This is a genomic window from Rheinheimera sp. SA_1, from assembly GCF_001669775.1.
In the GTDB taxonomy this organism is placed as follows: domain Bacteria; phylum Pseudomonadota; class Gammaproteobacteria; order Enterobacterales; family Alteromonadaceae; genus Pararheinheimera.
In genome coordinates this window covers 151,524-166,153 of sequence record NZ_LXWK01000016.1, presented here as the reverse complement: position 1 = coordinate 166,153, position 14,630 = coordinate 151,524, and the positions used below count along the sequence as shown (strand labels likewise).

General features: G+C 47.8%; 12 protein-coding genes. 5 read left to right on the top strand and 7 right to left on the bottom strand.

What is annotated here, in order from left to right; genetic code table 11:
- The 7 genes from A5320_RS12780 to gyrA form a co-directional block, all read right to left on the bottom strand.
- The gene (locus A5320_RS12780; RefSeq protein ID WP_068066712.1) at window positions 1-243 is read right to left on the bottom strand and encodes a lipopolysaccharide assembly protein LapA domain-containing protein; all 243 of its coding nucleotides are present in this window, start codon (window positions 241-243) and stop codon (window positions 1-3) included.
- Window positions 244-292: 49 nt separating this feature from the next.
- Window positions 293-577: an integration host factor subunit beta gene (ihfB, locus tag A5320_RS12775; protein ID WP_068065338.1), complete on the bottom strand. Its 285-nt coding sequence runs from the start codon at window positions 575-577 to the stop codon at window positions 293-295.
- Window positions 578-777: 200 nt separating this feature from the next.
- Window positions 778-2,454, bottom strand: coding sequence for a 30S ribosomal protein S1 (gene rpsA / locus A5320_RS12770; protein ID WP_068065336.1), 1,677 nt, complete (start codon window positions 2,452-2,454; stop codon window positions 778-780).
- A gap of 101 nt (window positions 2,455-2,555) precedes the next feature.
- On the bottom strand, window positions 2,556-3,239 hold the full coding sequence (gene cmk / locus A5320_RS12765; protein WP_082971748.1) for a (d)CMP kinase: 684 nt from the start codon (window positions 3,237-3,239) through the stop codon (window positions 2,556-2,558).
- A 111-nt stretch (window positions 3,240-3,350) separates the two neighbouring features.
- Entirely contained in the window at window positions 3,351-4,640 is a 1,290-nt protein-coding gene (gene aroA / locus A5320_RS12760) for a 3-phosphoshikimate 1-carboxyvinyltransferase (RefSeq protein WP_068065330.1), read from the bottom strand.
- Window positions 4,640-5,722, bottom strand: coding sequence for a 3-phosphoserine/phosphohydroxythreonine transaminase (serC, locus tag A5320_RS12755; RefSeq protein WP_197490145.1), 1,083 nt, complete (start codon window positions 5,720-5,722; stop codon window positions 4,640-4,642). The genes aroA and serC overlap by 1 nt, the downstream gene beginning before the upstream one ends.
- 274 nt (window positions 5,723-5,996) lie before the next feature.
- Window positions 5,997-8,624 carry a DNA topoisomerase (ATP-hydrolyzing) subunit A gene (gene gyrA, locus A5320_RS12750; protein WP_068065324.1) on the bottom strand — a complete coding sequence of 876 codons (2,628 nt, stop codon included), beginning with the start codon at window positions 8,622-8,624 and terminating at the stop codon, window positions 5,997-5,999.
- A 233-nt stretch (window positions 8,625-8,857) separates the two neighbouring features.
- Here gyrA and ubiG point away from each other — a divergent pair, with 233 nt between their 5' ends.
- From ubiG to yfaE, 5 genes are all read left to right on the top strand, one after another.
- Window positions 8,858-9,583 carry a bifunctional 2-polyprenyl-6-hydroxyphenol methylase/3-demethylubiquinol 3-O-methyltransferase UbiG gene (gene ubiG, locus A5320_RS12745; RefSeq protein ID WP_157605931.1) on the top strand — a complete coding sequence of 242 codons (726 nt, stop codon included), beginning with the start codon at window positions 8,858-8,860 and terminating at the stop codon, window positions 9,581-9,583.
- Between the two features lie 50 nt (window positions 9,584-9,633).
- A complete protein-coding gene (locus A5320_RS12740) occupies window positions 9,634-10,296 on the top strand; it encodes an HAD family hydrolase (protein WP_068066708.1) in 663 nt (220 codons plus the stop codon).
- Between the two features lie 575 nt (window positions 10,297-10,871).
- Window positions 10,872-13,157 (top strand): class 1a ribonucleoside-diphosphate reductase subunit alpha, encoded by a 2,286-nt coding sequence (nrdA, locus tag A5320_RS12735; RefSeq protein WP_068065319.1) that lies wholly within the window; start codon window positions 10,872-10,874, stop codon window positions 13,155-13,157.
- An 83-nt stretch (window positions 13,158-13,240) separates the two neighbouring features.
- The gene (gene nrdB / locus A5320_RS12730) at window positions 13,241-14,371 is read left to right on the top strand and encodes a class Ia ribonucleoside-diphosphate reductase subunit beta (RefSeq protein ID WP_068065316.1); all 1,131 of its coding nucleotides are present in this window, start codon (window positions 13,241-13,243) and stop codon (window positions 14,369-14,371) included.
- A gap of 3 nt (window positions 14,372-14,374) precedes the next feature.
- Window positions 14,375-14,629 carry a class I ribonucleotide reductase maintenance protein YfaE gene (gene yfaE, locus A5320_RS12725; protein ID WP_068065313.1) on the top strand — a complete coding sequence of 85 codons (255 nt, stop codon included), beginning with the start codon at window positions 14,375-14,377 and terminating at the stop codon, window positions 14,627-14,629.
- The last annotated feature ends 1 nt before the right edge of the window (window position 14,630 follow it).

Sequence of the window (14,630 nt, the reverse complement as noted above, 5' to 3'; positions counted from 1 at the left end):
TCAGGACTTACCAATGGTTCTGGCAAACCAACGTTTGGTTTTGAGTTTGAATAAAATAGACAGGGATAAACTTAGACCAACCGCAAAACCGAGTAACAGAAACAACAGGGCGATATCAACCACCCTTAATTCGGCTTTGGCGATGAAATAGTTGAGTTCGGCAGCTTGTTGATTGATTGAACCAAAAAACAGGCCAATCACCAGCAATGCGATAAAACAAAGAATATAAACAAGTTTTCTCAAACCCAACTCCGCCGGCACTGGTTAACAGCAGTGCTGAAGACTTCCATGATCAGGTATTCGTTTTTACACGATCGCGTAATTCTTTACCTGGTTTAAAATGAGGGACGTATTTGCCGTCGAGTTCAACTTTGTCACCAGTTTTCGGATTACGACCGACCCGTGGTGCACGGTAATGCAGAGAAAAACTACCAAAACCACGGATTTCAATGCGCTCATTGGCAGCTAAAGAACCGGCCATCTGCTCAAGGATCTCTTTTACTGACGACTCTACATCCTTGACCTGGACGTGAGGAAAATCACTAGCAAGTTTTTCGATCAATTCAGATTTGGTCATAGACCCTCCGCTTAGATTTTGGTCTGGAGAATTCGGTTGGGGTATCTACCCCAACCGATTTACTTCAGCATTTTACCCTTTATCTTTGAGGCTATAGCTTTATTGCCTTCGGGCTCTCCCCCCAGTCACATAGAACAGCTATGCTCCTGGGGATTCGCGCACTCGGCGCCGCGCTATAATCTCAAAGCTATTGGGTAAGCTTAGTCAGCTTTTTGAGCTGCCTTGAATGCTTCAGCCATAGCGTTACCACCAAAATCAGTATCATCCTGCTTCTTGATAGTGTCCATAGCTTCTTTTTCTTCAGCTTCGAACTTAGCTTTGATTGACAGGCTGATTACGCGGTTTTTGCGGTCAACACCCATCAGACGAGCTTCAACTTCTTCGCCAACTTTCAGTACTGTAGATGCATCTTCGATCCGCTCACGAGCGATATCTGATACACGTACATAACCTTCAACGCCGCCTTCCAGCATAACTGTAGCGCCTTTAGCGTCAACAGCAGTTACGTTGCCTTTAACGATAGCACCTTTTTTGTTATCAGCAAGGTAGCCGTTGAACGGGTCTTCGTCTAATTGCTTGATGCCTAAAGAGATACGCTCGCGCTCTGGGTCAACTTGCAGTACAACGGCAGAAACTTCGTCACCTTTCTTGAATTCGCGAACCGCGTCTTCACCGGTAGAGTTCCAGCTGATATCTGATAAGTGAACCAGACCGTCGATACCACCGTCCAGACCGATGAAGATACCGAAGTCAGTGATTGACTTGATTTTACCTGAAACGCGGTCACCCTTGTTGAAGCCCTTAGCGAACTCTTCCCATGGATTAGCTTTACACTGTTTCAGACCTAAAGAAATACGACGACGTTCTTCGTCGATTTCCAGAACCATAACTTCCACAGAATCACCTAAGTTCACAACTTTAGATGGGTGGATGTTTTTGTTGGTCCAGTCCATTTCTGAAACGTGTACCAGACCTTCAACGCCTTCTTCGATTTCCACGAAGCAGCCGTAATCTGTCAGGTTAGTTACGCGACCAGTGATGCGAGCACCTTCTGGGTAACGTGAAGCGATAGCGGCCCACGGATCTTCGCCCATCTGTTTCAGACCTAAAGAAACACGTTGTTTCTCACGGTCGAATTTCAGAACTTTAACTGGGATTTCGTCGCCAACATTGACGATTTCGCTTGGGTGCTTAACGCGTTTCCAAGCCATGTCAGTGATGTGCAGTAAGCCGTCTACGCCACCTAAATCTACGAATGCACCGTAGTCAGTCAGGTTCTTAACGATACCTTTGACTTCCATGCCTTCTTCCAGGTTTTGCAACAGAGTATCGCGTTCAGCACTGCTTTCAGATTCGATCACAGCACGACGTGAAACAACAACGTTGTTGCGCTTCTGGTCTAATTTGATAACTTTGAACTCAAGTTCTTTGTGTTCTAAGTGCAGAGTGTCACGTACCGGACGTACGTCGACTAATGAACCAGGCAGGAATGCACGGATACCGTCAACTTCGACAGTGAAACCGCCTTTAACTTTACCTGTGATAACACCGATAACGGTAACTTTGTCTTCACAAGCTTTTTCCAGGCGTACCCAGGATTCGTGACGTTTGGCTTTCTCACGAGACAGTAAAGTCTCACCGAAACCATCTTCAACTGCATCCAGAGCTACGTCGATGATGTCACCAACGCTCACTTCAATCTCGCCAGCCAGGTTTTTGAATTGTTCAACCGGAATAGCAGCTTCAGATTTCAGACCGGCATCAACCAGAACGACATCTTTATGAATAGCTACGATTCTACCTTTAACGATTGAACCTGGACGAGTTTCGATAGTCTTGAGGCTTTCCTCAAATAATTGTGCAAAATTTTCAGTCATTTTTCACTGTTTCAGTTAGTTGCACCACTCTCAATCCAAATAAAGTGGGGTTGCTTAATTTACCTCAAACAATCCTTGTCTGGGGCTGTCCAAAGTGCGGCTCAGGCCTGGTTCAGTTGCTTCTTGACGAAGCTCAGTACCTCTTGCAACACTTGATCAATGGATTTATTGGTCGAATCTAACAAGTAAGCGTCAGCAGCCGGAACTAAAGGTGCTACAGCGCGGTTCATATCGCGCTCGTCTCTTGTCTGAATTTCGCTCAAAAGGTCGCCGATGTTAACATCATGTCCCTTTTGTTTCAACTCTAAATAACGACGGTTGGCGCGCTCTTCAGCGTCAGCCGTTAAGAAAATTTTCACTTCGGCGCCTGGGAAAACCACAGTGCCCATATCGCGGCCATCCGCCACTAAACCTGGGCTTTCGCGAAAGGCGCGTTGCCGGCGTAACAGGGCTTCCCGTACGCGTGGCAGTGAAGCAATTTTAGACGCGACAGAGCCAACTTGCTCAGTGCGGATGGTATGAGTGACGTTCTCACCTTCGAGCGTAATTTTAACGTTACATAACTCGTCGCAGGTAAATTGTACGTCCAGATGGGCAGCTAGCGGTTGTAACGCTTCTTCATCTTCCGGTGCAATGTTGTGGTGGATAGCCGCTAATGCCAGAACCCGGTATATTGCACCGCTATCAAGCAGATGCCAGCCAAGTTTTTGTGCGACTAAACGGCAAATTGTGCCTTTGCCTGATCCACCAGGGCCATCGATGGTAATCACCGGCGCTTGCGTCATTATGCCTCCAAGAATGCTACAACCATTAAAGTGGCGGCATTATACAGACAATTGTGACAAAAAGCGCGGTTTCTGCTGGAAAATCAATAACGAAAAGCGCAACCCAAAGGGTTACGCGTTTTTTACCGCCAATGATGCAAATACATCAAAATATTGAGGAAATGTTTTACGGGTGCAATCCGGATCTTCAATGGTCACACCGCACTCTGCAAACGCCAGCATCGAGAAGCACATCGCCATCCGATGGTCATTGTAGGTGGCAATACTGGCGTGTTGAAGCTGCGCTGGCGGTTCTATCCGGATGTAATCATGACCTTCTTCCACCACAGCACCGACTTTACGCAGTTCAGTTGCCATAGCAGCAAGCCGGTCAGTTTCTTTCACCCGCCAGTTGTAGACGTTACTGATCAGCGTCGGCCCTTTGGCGAACAATGCAGCAGTCGCAATGGTCATCGCAGCATCCGGAATGGCGTTGTAATCACGCGAAATACCATTCAACTGGTCTCGCGTAACCGAAATATAATCAAAACCCCAGTCTACTTTGGCGCCCATCGCTTCTAACGCATCGGCAAAATGAATATCACCCTGCACTGCGTTTTTGCCAATGCCCGTTACTTTAATCGTGCCACCGGCAATGGCCGCGGCTGCCAGGAAATAGCTGGCTGACGAGGCATCACCTTCCACCAGAAAATCTCCAGGCGCCTGATATTGCTGTGAACCTTTCACCACAAACCGCTGATAGTTTTCGTTTTGTACTGTGACACCAAAACGCGCCATCAATGCCAACGTAATATCAATGTAAGGTTTAGAAACCAAATCACCTTCAATTTCAATCACCGAATCGCCGCTCAGCAACGGCGCAACCATTAATACCGCAGTTAAAAACTGACTGGACACACTACCATCAATTTTTACCGCGCCAGCCGTCAGCGCTTTACCGCGAATATGTAGCGGTGGATAATCTTTAGTACCAAGGTATTCAATATCACAGTGCCACTGTGCTAAAGCATCGACCAAATGGCCGATAGGACGCTCGTACATCCGCGGTTCGCCCGTCAGCGTAACATCGACGTTCGAAGCAGCCAGCGCAGCGGTTAACGGCCGCATGGCGGTGCCGGCGTTGCCTAGATATAGCTCCAGCGGTTCATTGACCGCAAAAAGCCCACCTAATCCCTGCACTACACATTCGGTATTAGCAGCTGACAGCTTATAACTGACGCCTAATTTGCTCAGGGCATTTAGCATATGCTCGACATCTTCACTGTGCAGCAAATTGGTGATGCGGGTTTCGCCTTTGGCAAGCGCCGCCAATAACAGCACCCGGTTGGAAATACTTTTCGAGCCCGGCAAATGCACAGTGCCTTCGACTTTTTTTACATGAGCTAAGGTCAGAGTTTTCATCAGCCATGCACCCGCTCAAATTCTTGCATAAAGGTCACCAGCGTTTGTACCCCTGCTAATGGCATTGCATTATAGAGGCTGGCGCGCATACCACCGACCATCCGGTGGCCTTTGAGTGCCAGTAAACCGGCGGCTTCAGACTCCGCAATAAACAGATCATTTAAACGATCATCAGCCAGGAAAAATGGCACGTTCATCCAAGAACGATTCGCAGGTGCGACATCGTTACGATAAAAATCGGACTGATCAAGGTAGTTGTATAAAGTGTCGGCTTTACGCTGGTTAATCTGCCCCATGGCGGCGACACCGCCCTGGCGTTTTAACCATTCAAACACCAGCCCTGCCAGATACCAGGCATAAGTTGGTGGTGTATTGAACATTGAATCATTTTCAGCGGCTAAGCGGTAATCAAGAATGGCTGGAATGTTGGCACCGGCTTTAGGTAACAAATCTTCGCGCACAATCACCAGCGTTAAGCCTGAAGGGCCGATATTTTTCTGCGCACCGGCGTAAATCACCCCATAACGGCTGACATCCAGTGGCCTTGATAAAATCGTTGAAGATAAATCGGCGACCAGCGGCACTTGCGTATCAGGCACGCCGGTAAATTCCAGACCATCAACAGTTTCATTCGGGCAAAAATGCACGAAGCTGGCCTGAGGATCGAGTTGCCAATCTTTTTCTGCCGTCAAGCTGCGGATACCGTCAGCTTTTAATTGAATTTGTTGGGTATTGATCGCGCCAAATTTCAGTGCTTCTTCAGCAGCAGCCTTCGACCAGGCGCCTGAAACAATGTAATCAGCTTTTTTGCCAGGCTGCATTAAATTCAGCGGCACCGCCGAGAACTGCCCGCGCCCGCCGCCATGCATAAATAGCACTTTGTAATTACTTGGTACCTGCATCAAATCGCGTAAGTCTTGTTCAGCCTTAGCAGCAACCGCCATAAAATCTTTGCCACGATGGCTCATCTCCATAATGGAGCAACCACGACCATGCCAGTTAATCAGTTCTTCCTGCGCCTGCAACATTACTTCGGTCGGCAACATCGCCGGGCCAGCGCAAAAATTATAAGTTGTCATGATGTCCTCATTGTTTTGTTGGAATCGAAAAATAGAAAAGGCCTGGCGTGGACCTGGCACTGTCGCGGATTCGTTTTAGTTATTGTAGCGACAGACTATCGCCATCTGGATGGCTTTAGTAAGTTTGAATAAACACTCTACCGTAAATCGACCATCGCAGAAAGTGAAAAATGGCTGCGAAAGTGGCTAAAACGTTGAATTACGTCACTGATAGCCGTTCCGGCCATAAATAACAGGCAAAAAAATGGGCGCCGCAGCGCCCACTTAATTCGGTCGATTATTCTTCTGAATCATCCGGTTCAACTTCGACGTCTACGACGTTTTGTTGATCCAGTTGCGCCACTTCAGCTTCTGCTGCAGCTAGCTCTTCCTGATCCTGAATTTCATCAATCCGCTGTACGCCAACGACTTTTTCGCCTTCCTGGGTACGGATTAAGATCACGCCGGCAGTGTTACGACCAACTTGCGATACTTCTTTCACCCGGGTTCGGACCAGCGTGCCTTTGTTTGAAATCAACATGATTTCATCCAGCGCATTCACCTGGACCGCACCAACCACTAAGCCGTTACGCTCAGAAACTTTAATTGATACCACACCTTGGGTCGCACGGCTCTTCTCTGGGTATTCCGCCAGTGAAGTACGTTTGCCGTAGCCGTTTTCGGTCACAGTTAAGATAGCGCCATCAGACTTAGGTACGATCAGAGACACAACTGAGCCATTTTCGCGCAGTTTGATACCACGGACGCCCGTTGCAGTCCGGCCCATGCCACGCACTTGTTCTTCATGGAAACGGACAACTTTACCGTCATCCGAGAACAACATGATCTGGCTGTTGCCGTCAGTAATATCAACACCAATCAGTTGGTCACCTTCGTTCAGGTTCACGGCGATAATACCGTTACTACGTGGACGAGAATATTCAGTCAAGGCAGTTTTCTTCACGGTACCAAAGGCTGTTGCCATAAACACGTATTTGCCTTCTTCGTACTCGCGCACCGGCAGAATAGCGGTAATACGTTCACCATCTTCCAGCGGTAACAAGTTGACGATTGGCTTACCACGCGCCTGACGGGAAGCCAGTGGCAGTTGATACACTTTCATCCAGTACAGACGGCCGCGATCAGAGAAACACAAAATCGTGTCGTGAGTACTGGCAACCAATAACTGGTCAACAAAGTCTTCATCTTTCACCGTAGTGGCGGCTTTACCGCGACCACCACGACGCTGCGCTTCATAATCCGACAGCGCCTGGTACTTGGCATAACCTAAATGCGATAAAGTGACGACTACGTCCTCTTCTGCAATTAAGTCTTCCATGTTGATATCCAGCGCGTTGTCCTGAATTTCAGTGCGACGGGCATCGCCGTAAGTGGCTTTCGCCGCTTCCAGCTCTTCACAGATCACTTCCATCAGACGTTCCGGGCTTTCCAGGATGTGCAGCAATTCGGCGATTAATTCCAGCAGCTCTTTGTATTCACCGAGGATTTTTTCGTGTTCCAGACCGGTCAGTTTATGCAGACGTAAATCCAGGATCGCCTGTGCCTGTTGTTCGGTCAGGTAATAATAACCATCGCGAATACCGAAGTGCTCTTCCAGCCATTCCGGACGGGCTGCGCTTTCGCCGGCACGTTCCAGCATTTCTTTGACGTTACCAAGCAACCAGCCGCGGGCGACTAAACCTGCTTTGGCGTCCGCCGGACTTTGTGACGTTTTAATCAGTTCGATAATTTCGTCGATATTGGTCAGCGCAATGGCTAAACCTTCTAAAATGTGCGCGCGGTCACGGGCTTTTTTCAGATCGTATACGGTACGGCGTGTCACCACTTCACGACGGTGCAACACAAAACATTCAAGGATTTCTTTTAAACCCAGCAGTTTTGGTTGACCTTGGTCCAACGCCACCATGTTGATACCGAAAACCGTCTGCATTTGCGTCTGGGTGTATAAATGGTTCAGCATGACGTCTGAAGATTCACCGCGTTTTAATTCGATGACGATCCGCATGCCGTCTTTATCAGACTCGTCACGCAGCGCAGAAATACCTTCAATGCGTTTTTCTTTCACCAGATCGGCGATTTTCTCAATCAGACGGGCTTTGTTCACCTGATATGGAATTTCGTCAACAACAATGGTCTCGCGGCCGGTTTTTTCGTCAGTTTCGATATGGGTTTTGGCGCGGATATACACTTTGCCGCGACCGGTGCGGTACGCTTCTTCAATACCACGGCGACCATTGATAATGGCGGCTGTCGGGAAATCCGGGCCCGGAATATATTCCATCAATTCTGGAATGGTAATGTCCGGATTGGCAATAATGGCCAAACAGGCATTAATCACTTCATTGATATTGTGCGGTGGAATGTTGGTCGCCATACCCACAGCGATACCGCTGGAGCCGTTGATCAACAAGTTAGGAATTTTGGTCGGCAGCACGGCCGGGATCATTTCAGTACCGTCATAGTTCGGTACAAAATCGACGGTTTCTTTGTCTAAATCAGCCAGCAATTCAGTGGTGATTTTCGCCATCCGAACTTCGGTATAACGCATTGCCGCTGCAGAGTCGCCGTCAACAGAACCGAAGTTCCCTTGGCCATCAACCAGCATATAACGCAGTGAAAACGGTTGAGCCATCCGGACGATCGTGTCGTATACCGCAGTATCACCATGTGGGTGATATTTACCGATCACGTCACCGACCACACGGGCCGACTTCTTATAAGCGCGGTTCCATTCGTTGCCAAGTTCTTTCATGGCGAACAGAACACGGCGGTGTACTGGCTTTAAACCGTCCCGAACATCGGGTAAGGCCCGGCCAACTATTACGCTCATTGCGTAATCGAGATAAGAATTTTTTAATTCTTCTTCAATATTAATGGGAACGATTTCTTTGGCCAGATTTGTCATAATAAAGCTTTTTTCCCTTAAAATCAGACAGATGACTCGCGTTTAGTTCTAATATCCGCGCGGCGAGAACCGGGGATTCTAACACAATAGTGCCGCCTTGCCATGCCTAAGGCAAGATTCAGTTACGGTTAGGTGGTAGTTCGCTGATTGCGTGTTCGAACTAACTCCTTATAATGACGCGAAAAATGAAACTTCCGATGAAGTCTACAATTAAACTACAGATGAGTGCAGGCATGTCAGAGCACAATTTCGATCAACAGAATGTCGATCAATCCGAAATCGCTAAATTTAACGAAATCGCTTCGCGCTGGTGGGATCCTGCCGGTGAATTTAAGCCGCTGCATCAATTAAACCCAACCCGATTGATTTATATCAGTGATCAGCTGCAAGGCCTGTTTGGAAAAACGGCGGTGGATGTCGGTTGTGGCGGTGGCATTCTGGCTGAATCAATGGCGCGAGCCGGCGCAATTGTTACCGGTATTGATATGGCCGATGAAGCTTTAACAGTCGCGCGGCTGCATGCTCTGGAAAGTGGCGTGAAACTCGATTATCAGCAAAGCACCGCCGAGCTTTTTGCAGCAAATCATCCAAACCAGTTTGATTTGGTGACCTGCATGGAAATGCTGGAACATGTACCAGAACCTTTATCAGTCGTGAAAGCTTGTGCCGATTTAGCCAAACCTGGCGCGACATTGGTGTTTTCGACGCTGAATAAAAACTGGAAGTCTTATTTGATGGCAATTGTCGGCGCCGAGCAGGTGCTGCGTTTAGTGCCTAAAGGCACCCACGATTTTAATAAGTTTATCCGCCCTTCTATATTAATGCGCTGGATTGATGAAGCTGGTTTAGAACTGGTGGACGCTACCGGCCTGCATTACAACCCAATTCAGCAGAGTTTTCGCACCGGGCCTGGGCTTGATGTGAATTATCTGGTGGTTGCAAGGAAGCCAATGCTTTGAATTCCAGTGCTTTGAAATCCATTCACTTATCTTCGATGAAAGCCGCTGCTATGCCAAAGGCTGTTTTATTTGACCTGGACGGAACGCTAGTCGATACCGCCGACGATTTAGGCGCGGCGCTGAATCATGTGCTGCAAAGCCACGGTTTACCCCTTTGTAGCGCTGAGCAATACCGGCCGATGGCATCACATGGCGCTAAAGGTTTGCTGGAACTCGGTTTTGGGCCGTTGTTAGCCAACTACGATTTTGGCCGTTTGCGCCAACAGTTACTGAATTATTACGCTTTGCATGTCTGTGACCACAGCCAGCACTTTCCAGGCGGTGCTGAACTGATAGCTCATCTGAATCAGCACCAAATTCCCTGGGGCATTGTCACCAACAAGCCCTATCGTTTAGCCGCCAGTATGCTCAAACAATTACCAGCGTTAAGTCAGTGCGCCATTTTATTAGGTGGCGACAGTCTGGCACAGCGCAAACCTGATCCCACCCCGTTGTTGGTTGCCAGTTATCAGCTGAAAGTTCCGGCGGCACAATGTTGGTATGTGGGAGACGCCGAGCGTGATATCGCAGCAGGTAATAGAGCCGGTATGACAACAGTGCTGGCTGAATTTGGTTATATCGCAAACACCGACCAGACCGAACTATGGCAGGCCGATTTGCATATACAGTCTTTGATGCAATTAATTGCTGTTTGCGGCACCGTTTCTAAGTAACTATTTTTCAACTAAAGCCGAGCCTGATTTAAACAAATCAGGCTTAGTCCTTACAAGAAATTCCCGGTAAATCCACGCATTTTTTCAAAGTGATAACAAGCCGCAGTAGCTCAATTTAAGATTTGCTTTGACACCTGCTGTTCGCTTTTTAACCGTCCTTCTTAAAAAATAACCGCTTAGATTTATTTCGATCTTTTGGATAAAAAAGCTTGCTTCTGACGGGTTGTTTTCAGTTACGCGGCTCTCAAGTGAGCGGTCACTAACATAGCGCAATAATGGCTTTTTTTTGCACTTTTTCGGGGGTTGCAATTGCCACTGATCCACTCTATCTTGTGATTCGTTTAACGAAAAACCCCATATCTAGTGCAGCCCACACATATTGTTCAGAATGTGAACAATATCAATAATAACGGGCGCCGCAGCCTGGTTTGAAGCACCGGGATGGCCGGTGATGACGGGTAGCAAAACGATAAAATAAACAACCGGTTCTATAGCCAGTTACACAACAAAAAATTAGATTTTGGCCACGCAGCGAAAATCATAAATAACAACAATTGAAACGGAATCCTTCAGCAATGAATCAACCACTCTTTGTGACCAAACGTGACGGCGAACGTGAACCTCTTGACCTGGATAAAATCCACCGCGTCATTACCTGGGCCGCCGAAGGTTTACAAAACGTCTCAGTTTCTCAGGTTGAACTGCGCTCACATATCCAGTTTTATGACGGCATTAAAACCGAAGATATTCATGAAACCATTATCAAAGCAGCTGCTGACTTAATTTCCAAAGAAACCCCTGATTACCAATATATGGCAGCACGTCTTGCCGTATTCCATTTACGCAAAAAAGCCTATGGCCAGTTCGAGCCACCAAAGTTATATGCTCATGTGGTAAAAATGGTCGAAGACCATCGTTATGACGCCCATATTCTGGCCGACTACAGTGTTGATGAACTGAACGAAATCGACAGTTTTATCGACCACAACCGCGATATGAATTTCAGCTATGCCGCAGTGAAACAGCTTGAGGGCAAGTACCTGGTGCAGAACCGGGTGAGCGGTGAGATATACGAAAGCGCGCAGTTCCTATATATTCTGGTAGCCGCTTGTTTATTCGCCAACTACCCAAAAACCACCCGCTTAACCTATTTACGCCGTTTCTACGACGCAGTGTCGTTATTCAAGATTTCTCTGCCAACGCCTATTATGTCAGGCGTGCGCACCCCAACCCGTCAGTTCAGCTCTTGTGTACTCATTGAATGTGGTGACAGCTTAGATTCGATCAACGCCACCTCCAGCGCCATCGTGAAATACGTGTCACAACGTGCAGGTATTGGTATTAACGCTGGTCGTATTCGTGCGCTTGGTAGCCCAATCCGCAATGGCGAAGCGTTCCACACTGGTTGTATCCCGTTTTACAAACACTTCCAGACTGCGGTAAAAAGCTGCTCGCAAGGCGGCGTCCGTGGTGGTGCGGCAACCTTGTTCTATCCACTGTGGCATTTGGAAGTTGAATCCTTACTGGTGCTGAAGAATAACCGTGGCGTCGAAGAGAACCGCGTCCGCCATTTAGATTACGGTGTGCAATTTAACCGTCTGATGTATACCCGACTGATTAAAGACGATTTCATCACTTTATTCAGCCCTTCTGATGTACCTGGTTTGTATGACGCATTTTTCCAGGATCAGGATTTATTTGAGCAGCTTTATGTGCAGTACGAAGCTGACCCTGCGATCCGCAAAAAACGGATTAAAGCGCTGGAATTGTTCACGTTATTTATGCAAGAACGTGCCAGCACCGGCCGGATTTATCTGCAAAACGTTGATCACTGCAACACGCACAGCCCGTTTGATCCAGCCGTGGCGCCAGTACGTCAGAGTAACCTCTGCCTGGAAATCGCCCTGCCAACCAAACCATTAAACGACGTGAACGATCCTAACGGCGAAATCGCCCTTTGTACGTTATCGGCCTTTAATTTAGGCGCTATTGATAACCTGGATGAGTTGGAAGAATTAGCAGAGCTTGCTGTGCGCGCGCTGGACAGTCTGCTTGGTTACCAGGACTACCCGATTGCTGCCGCGTTTTCAGCATCCATGGGCCGTCGTACCTTAGGTGTGGGCGTGATTAACTACGCTTATTATCTGGCAAAAAATGGCGTGCGGTACTCTGATGGTTCCGCCAATGCCCTGACCCACCGCACTTTTGAAGCGATTCAGTATTACCTGATGAAAGCGTCGAATAAACTGGCGCAGGAATTTGGTGCTTGTCCGTTATTTAACGAGACCACCTATTCTAAAGGCGTGATGCCAATCGACAGCTACAAAAAAGATTTGGACAAAGTCTGTAACGAGCCGCTGCATTACGACTGGGAAACGCTGCGTAAAGATGTGATGACGCATGGTCTGCGTAACTCAACGTTGTCAGCACTGATGCCGTCAGAGACGTCATCGCAAATCTCCAACGCCACCAATGGTATTGAGCCACCACGCGGCCATGTCAGCGTCAAAGCCAGTAAAGACGGTATTCTCAAGCAAGTCGTTCCTGAATACGACCGCCTGAAAGACCAGTACGAACTGCTGTGGGATATGCCAAATAACGACGGTTATATTGCGCTGGTCGCCATTATGCAGAAGTTTGTTGATCAGACCATTTCGGCCAATACCAACTATGACCCAGCCAAATTTGAAGGCGGTCGGGTGCCGATGAAAATGTTGTTAAAAGACATTCTGACTGCCTACAAACTCGGCGTCAAAACCCTGTATTACCATAACACCCGCGATGGTGCTTCTGATATCCAGGAAGATATGAAGCCAGAAGCCGCTGACGAAGGCTGTGAAGGCGGTGCTTGTAAAATCTGATGATGACGGTGCTCTGTTTTGAACGGCGCACCGTACCTTTGTTATCCGTTCGAACTGAATAATTAGAAAGAGATTGCATTCAAATGGCGTATACCACTTTTAATCGTACCAATAACGATCAAATGAAAGAGCCGATGTTTTTCGGGAATTCGGTCAATGTTTCCCGTTATGATCAGCAAAAATATGTCATTTTTGAAAAACTCATCGAAAAACAACTGAGCTTTTTCTGGCGACCAGAGGAAGTGGATGTTAGTAAAGATCGGATTGATTATCAGGGTTTGCCTGAGCACGAAAAGCATATCTTTATCAGCAACTTAAAATACCAAACCCTGCTCGATTCAGTCCAGGGCCGTTCACCGAACGTTGCATTGTTGCCGATTGTATCCTTACCGGAACTGGAAACCTGGATTGAAACCTGGGCGTTCAGCGAAACCATTCACAGTCGCAGCTACACCCATATCGTGCGCAATATCAGCAATGAACCGCATAAGGTATTCGACGATATTCTGCTGAACGAAAAAATTGTTGAGCGTGCTGATGACGTTACCCGCTATTACGACGACTTAATCAATTCCGTCAATCTGTACAACCTATGTGGTGAAGGCACCCATGTAGTGAATGGCGTCAGTCATACCATTACGCTGCGTGAGCTGAAGCGTAAATTGTACCTGTGCCTGATGTCGGTCAACGTGCTGGAAGCGATCCGGTTTTACGTTAGTTTTGCCTGTAGTTTTGCTTTTGCCGAACGCGAACTGATGGAAGGTAATGCCAAAATCATCAAACTAATTGCCCGGGATGAAGCGCTGCATTTAACCGGCACCCAGCATATGCTGAATATTCTGGCCAACGGCGAAGACGATCCGGTGATGGGTGAAATTGCCAAAGAATGTGAGCAAGAAGCTTACGCTATATTCCGTAAAGCCGCTGAGCAGGAAAAAGACTGGGCCGAATTTTTATTTAAAGACGGTTCGATGATTGGTCTGAATAAAGACATTTTGTGCCAATACGTTGAATATATTACCAATATCCGCATGCAAACGCTGGGGATGAAACCTATTTTCAGCACCACGCAAAACCCAATCCCGTGGATCAACGCCTGGCTGGTGTCGGACAACGTCCAGGTGGCGCCACAGGAGTCGGAAATAAGCTCCTACCTGGTTGGCCAGATTGATAACGAAGTCGACGGTGGCGACTTTGGCGATTTCGACCTGTAACTGATGGTGAAGGTCGGGTTGCCGGATGGCAGCAGCCTGCAGTTTGATGGCAGCTGCCCTACACTGCTCGACGCGCTGGAGCAACAAAAACTGGAAGTCAGTTACCACTGTCGGGCTGGTTTTTGTGGCGCCTGCCGCTGTAAGTTAATTTCCGGCGACATCCGCTATTTACAAGAGCCATTGGCCTTTGTGCGCAAAGGGGAGTTTTTGCCCTGCTGTAGTGTGCCGGTCGGAGATATCGAAATTGAACTCGTTTGAA

Coding starts and splice junctions, on each gene's coding strand:
- gyrA (WP_068065324.1), bottom strand. CDS start 8,624: ATGACAAATCTGGCCAAAGAAATCGTTCCCATTAATATTGAAGAAGAA.
- A5320_RS12740 (WP_068066708.1), top strand. CDS start 9,634: ATGCCAAAGGCTGTTTTATTTGACCTGGACGGAACGCTAGTCGATACC.
- aroA (WP_068065330.1), bottom strand. CDS start 4,640: ATGAAAACTCTGACCTTAGCTCATGTAAAAAAAGTCGAAGGCACTGTG.
- ihfB (WP_068065338.1), bottom strand. CDS start 577: ATGACCAAATCTGAATTGATCGAAAAACTTGCTAGTGATTTTCCTCAC.
- yfaE (WP_068065313.1), top strand. CDS start 14,375: ATGGTGAAGGTCGGGTTGCCGGATGGCAGCAGCCTGCAGTTTGATGGC.
- ubiG (WP_157605931.1), top strand. CDS start 8,858: ATGTCAGAGCACAATTTCGATCAACAGAATGTCGATCAATCCGAAATC.
- rpsA (WP_068065336.1), bottom strand. CDS start 2,454: ATGACTGAAAATTTTGCACAATTATTTGAGGAAAGCCTCAAGACTATC.
- nrdB (WP_068065316.1), top strand. CDS start 13,241: ATGGCGTATACCACTTTTAATCGTACCAATAACGATCAAATGAAAGAG.
- cmk (WP_082971748.1), bottom strand. CDS start 3,239: ATGACGCAAGCGCCGGTGATTACCATCGATGGCCCTGGTGGATCAGGC.
- nrdA (WP_068065319.1), top strand. CDS start 10,872: ATGAATCAACCACTCTTTGTGACCAAACGTGACGGCGAACGTGAACCT.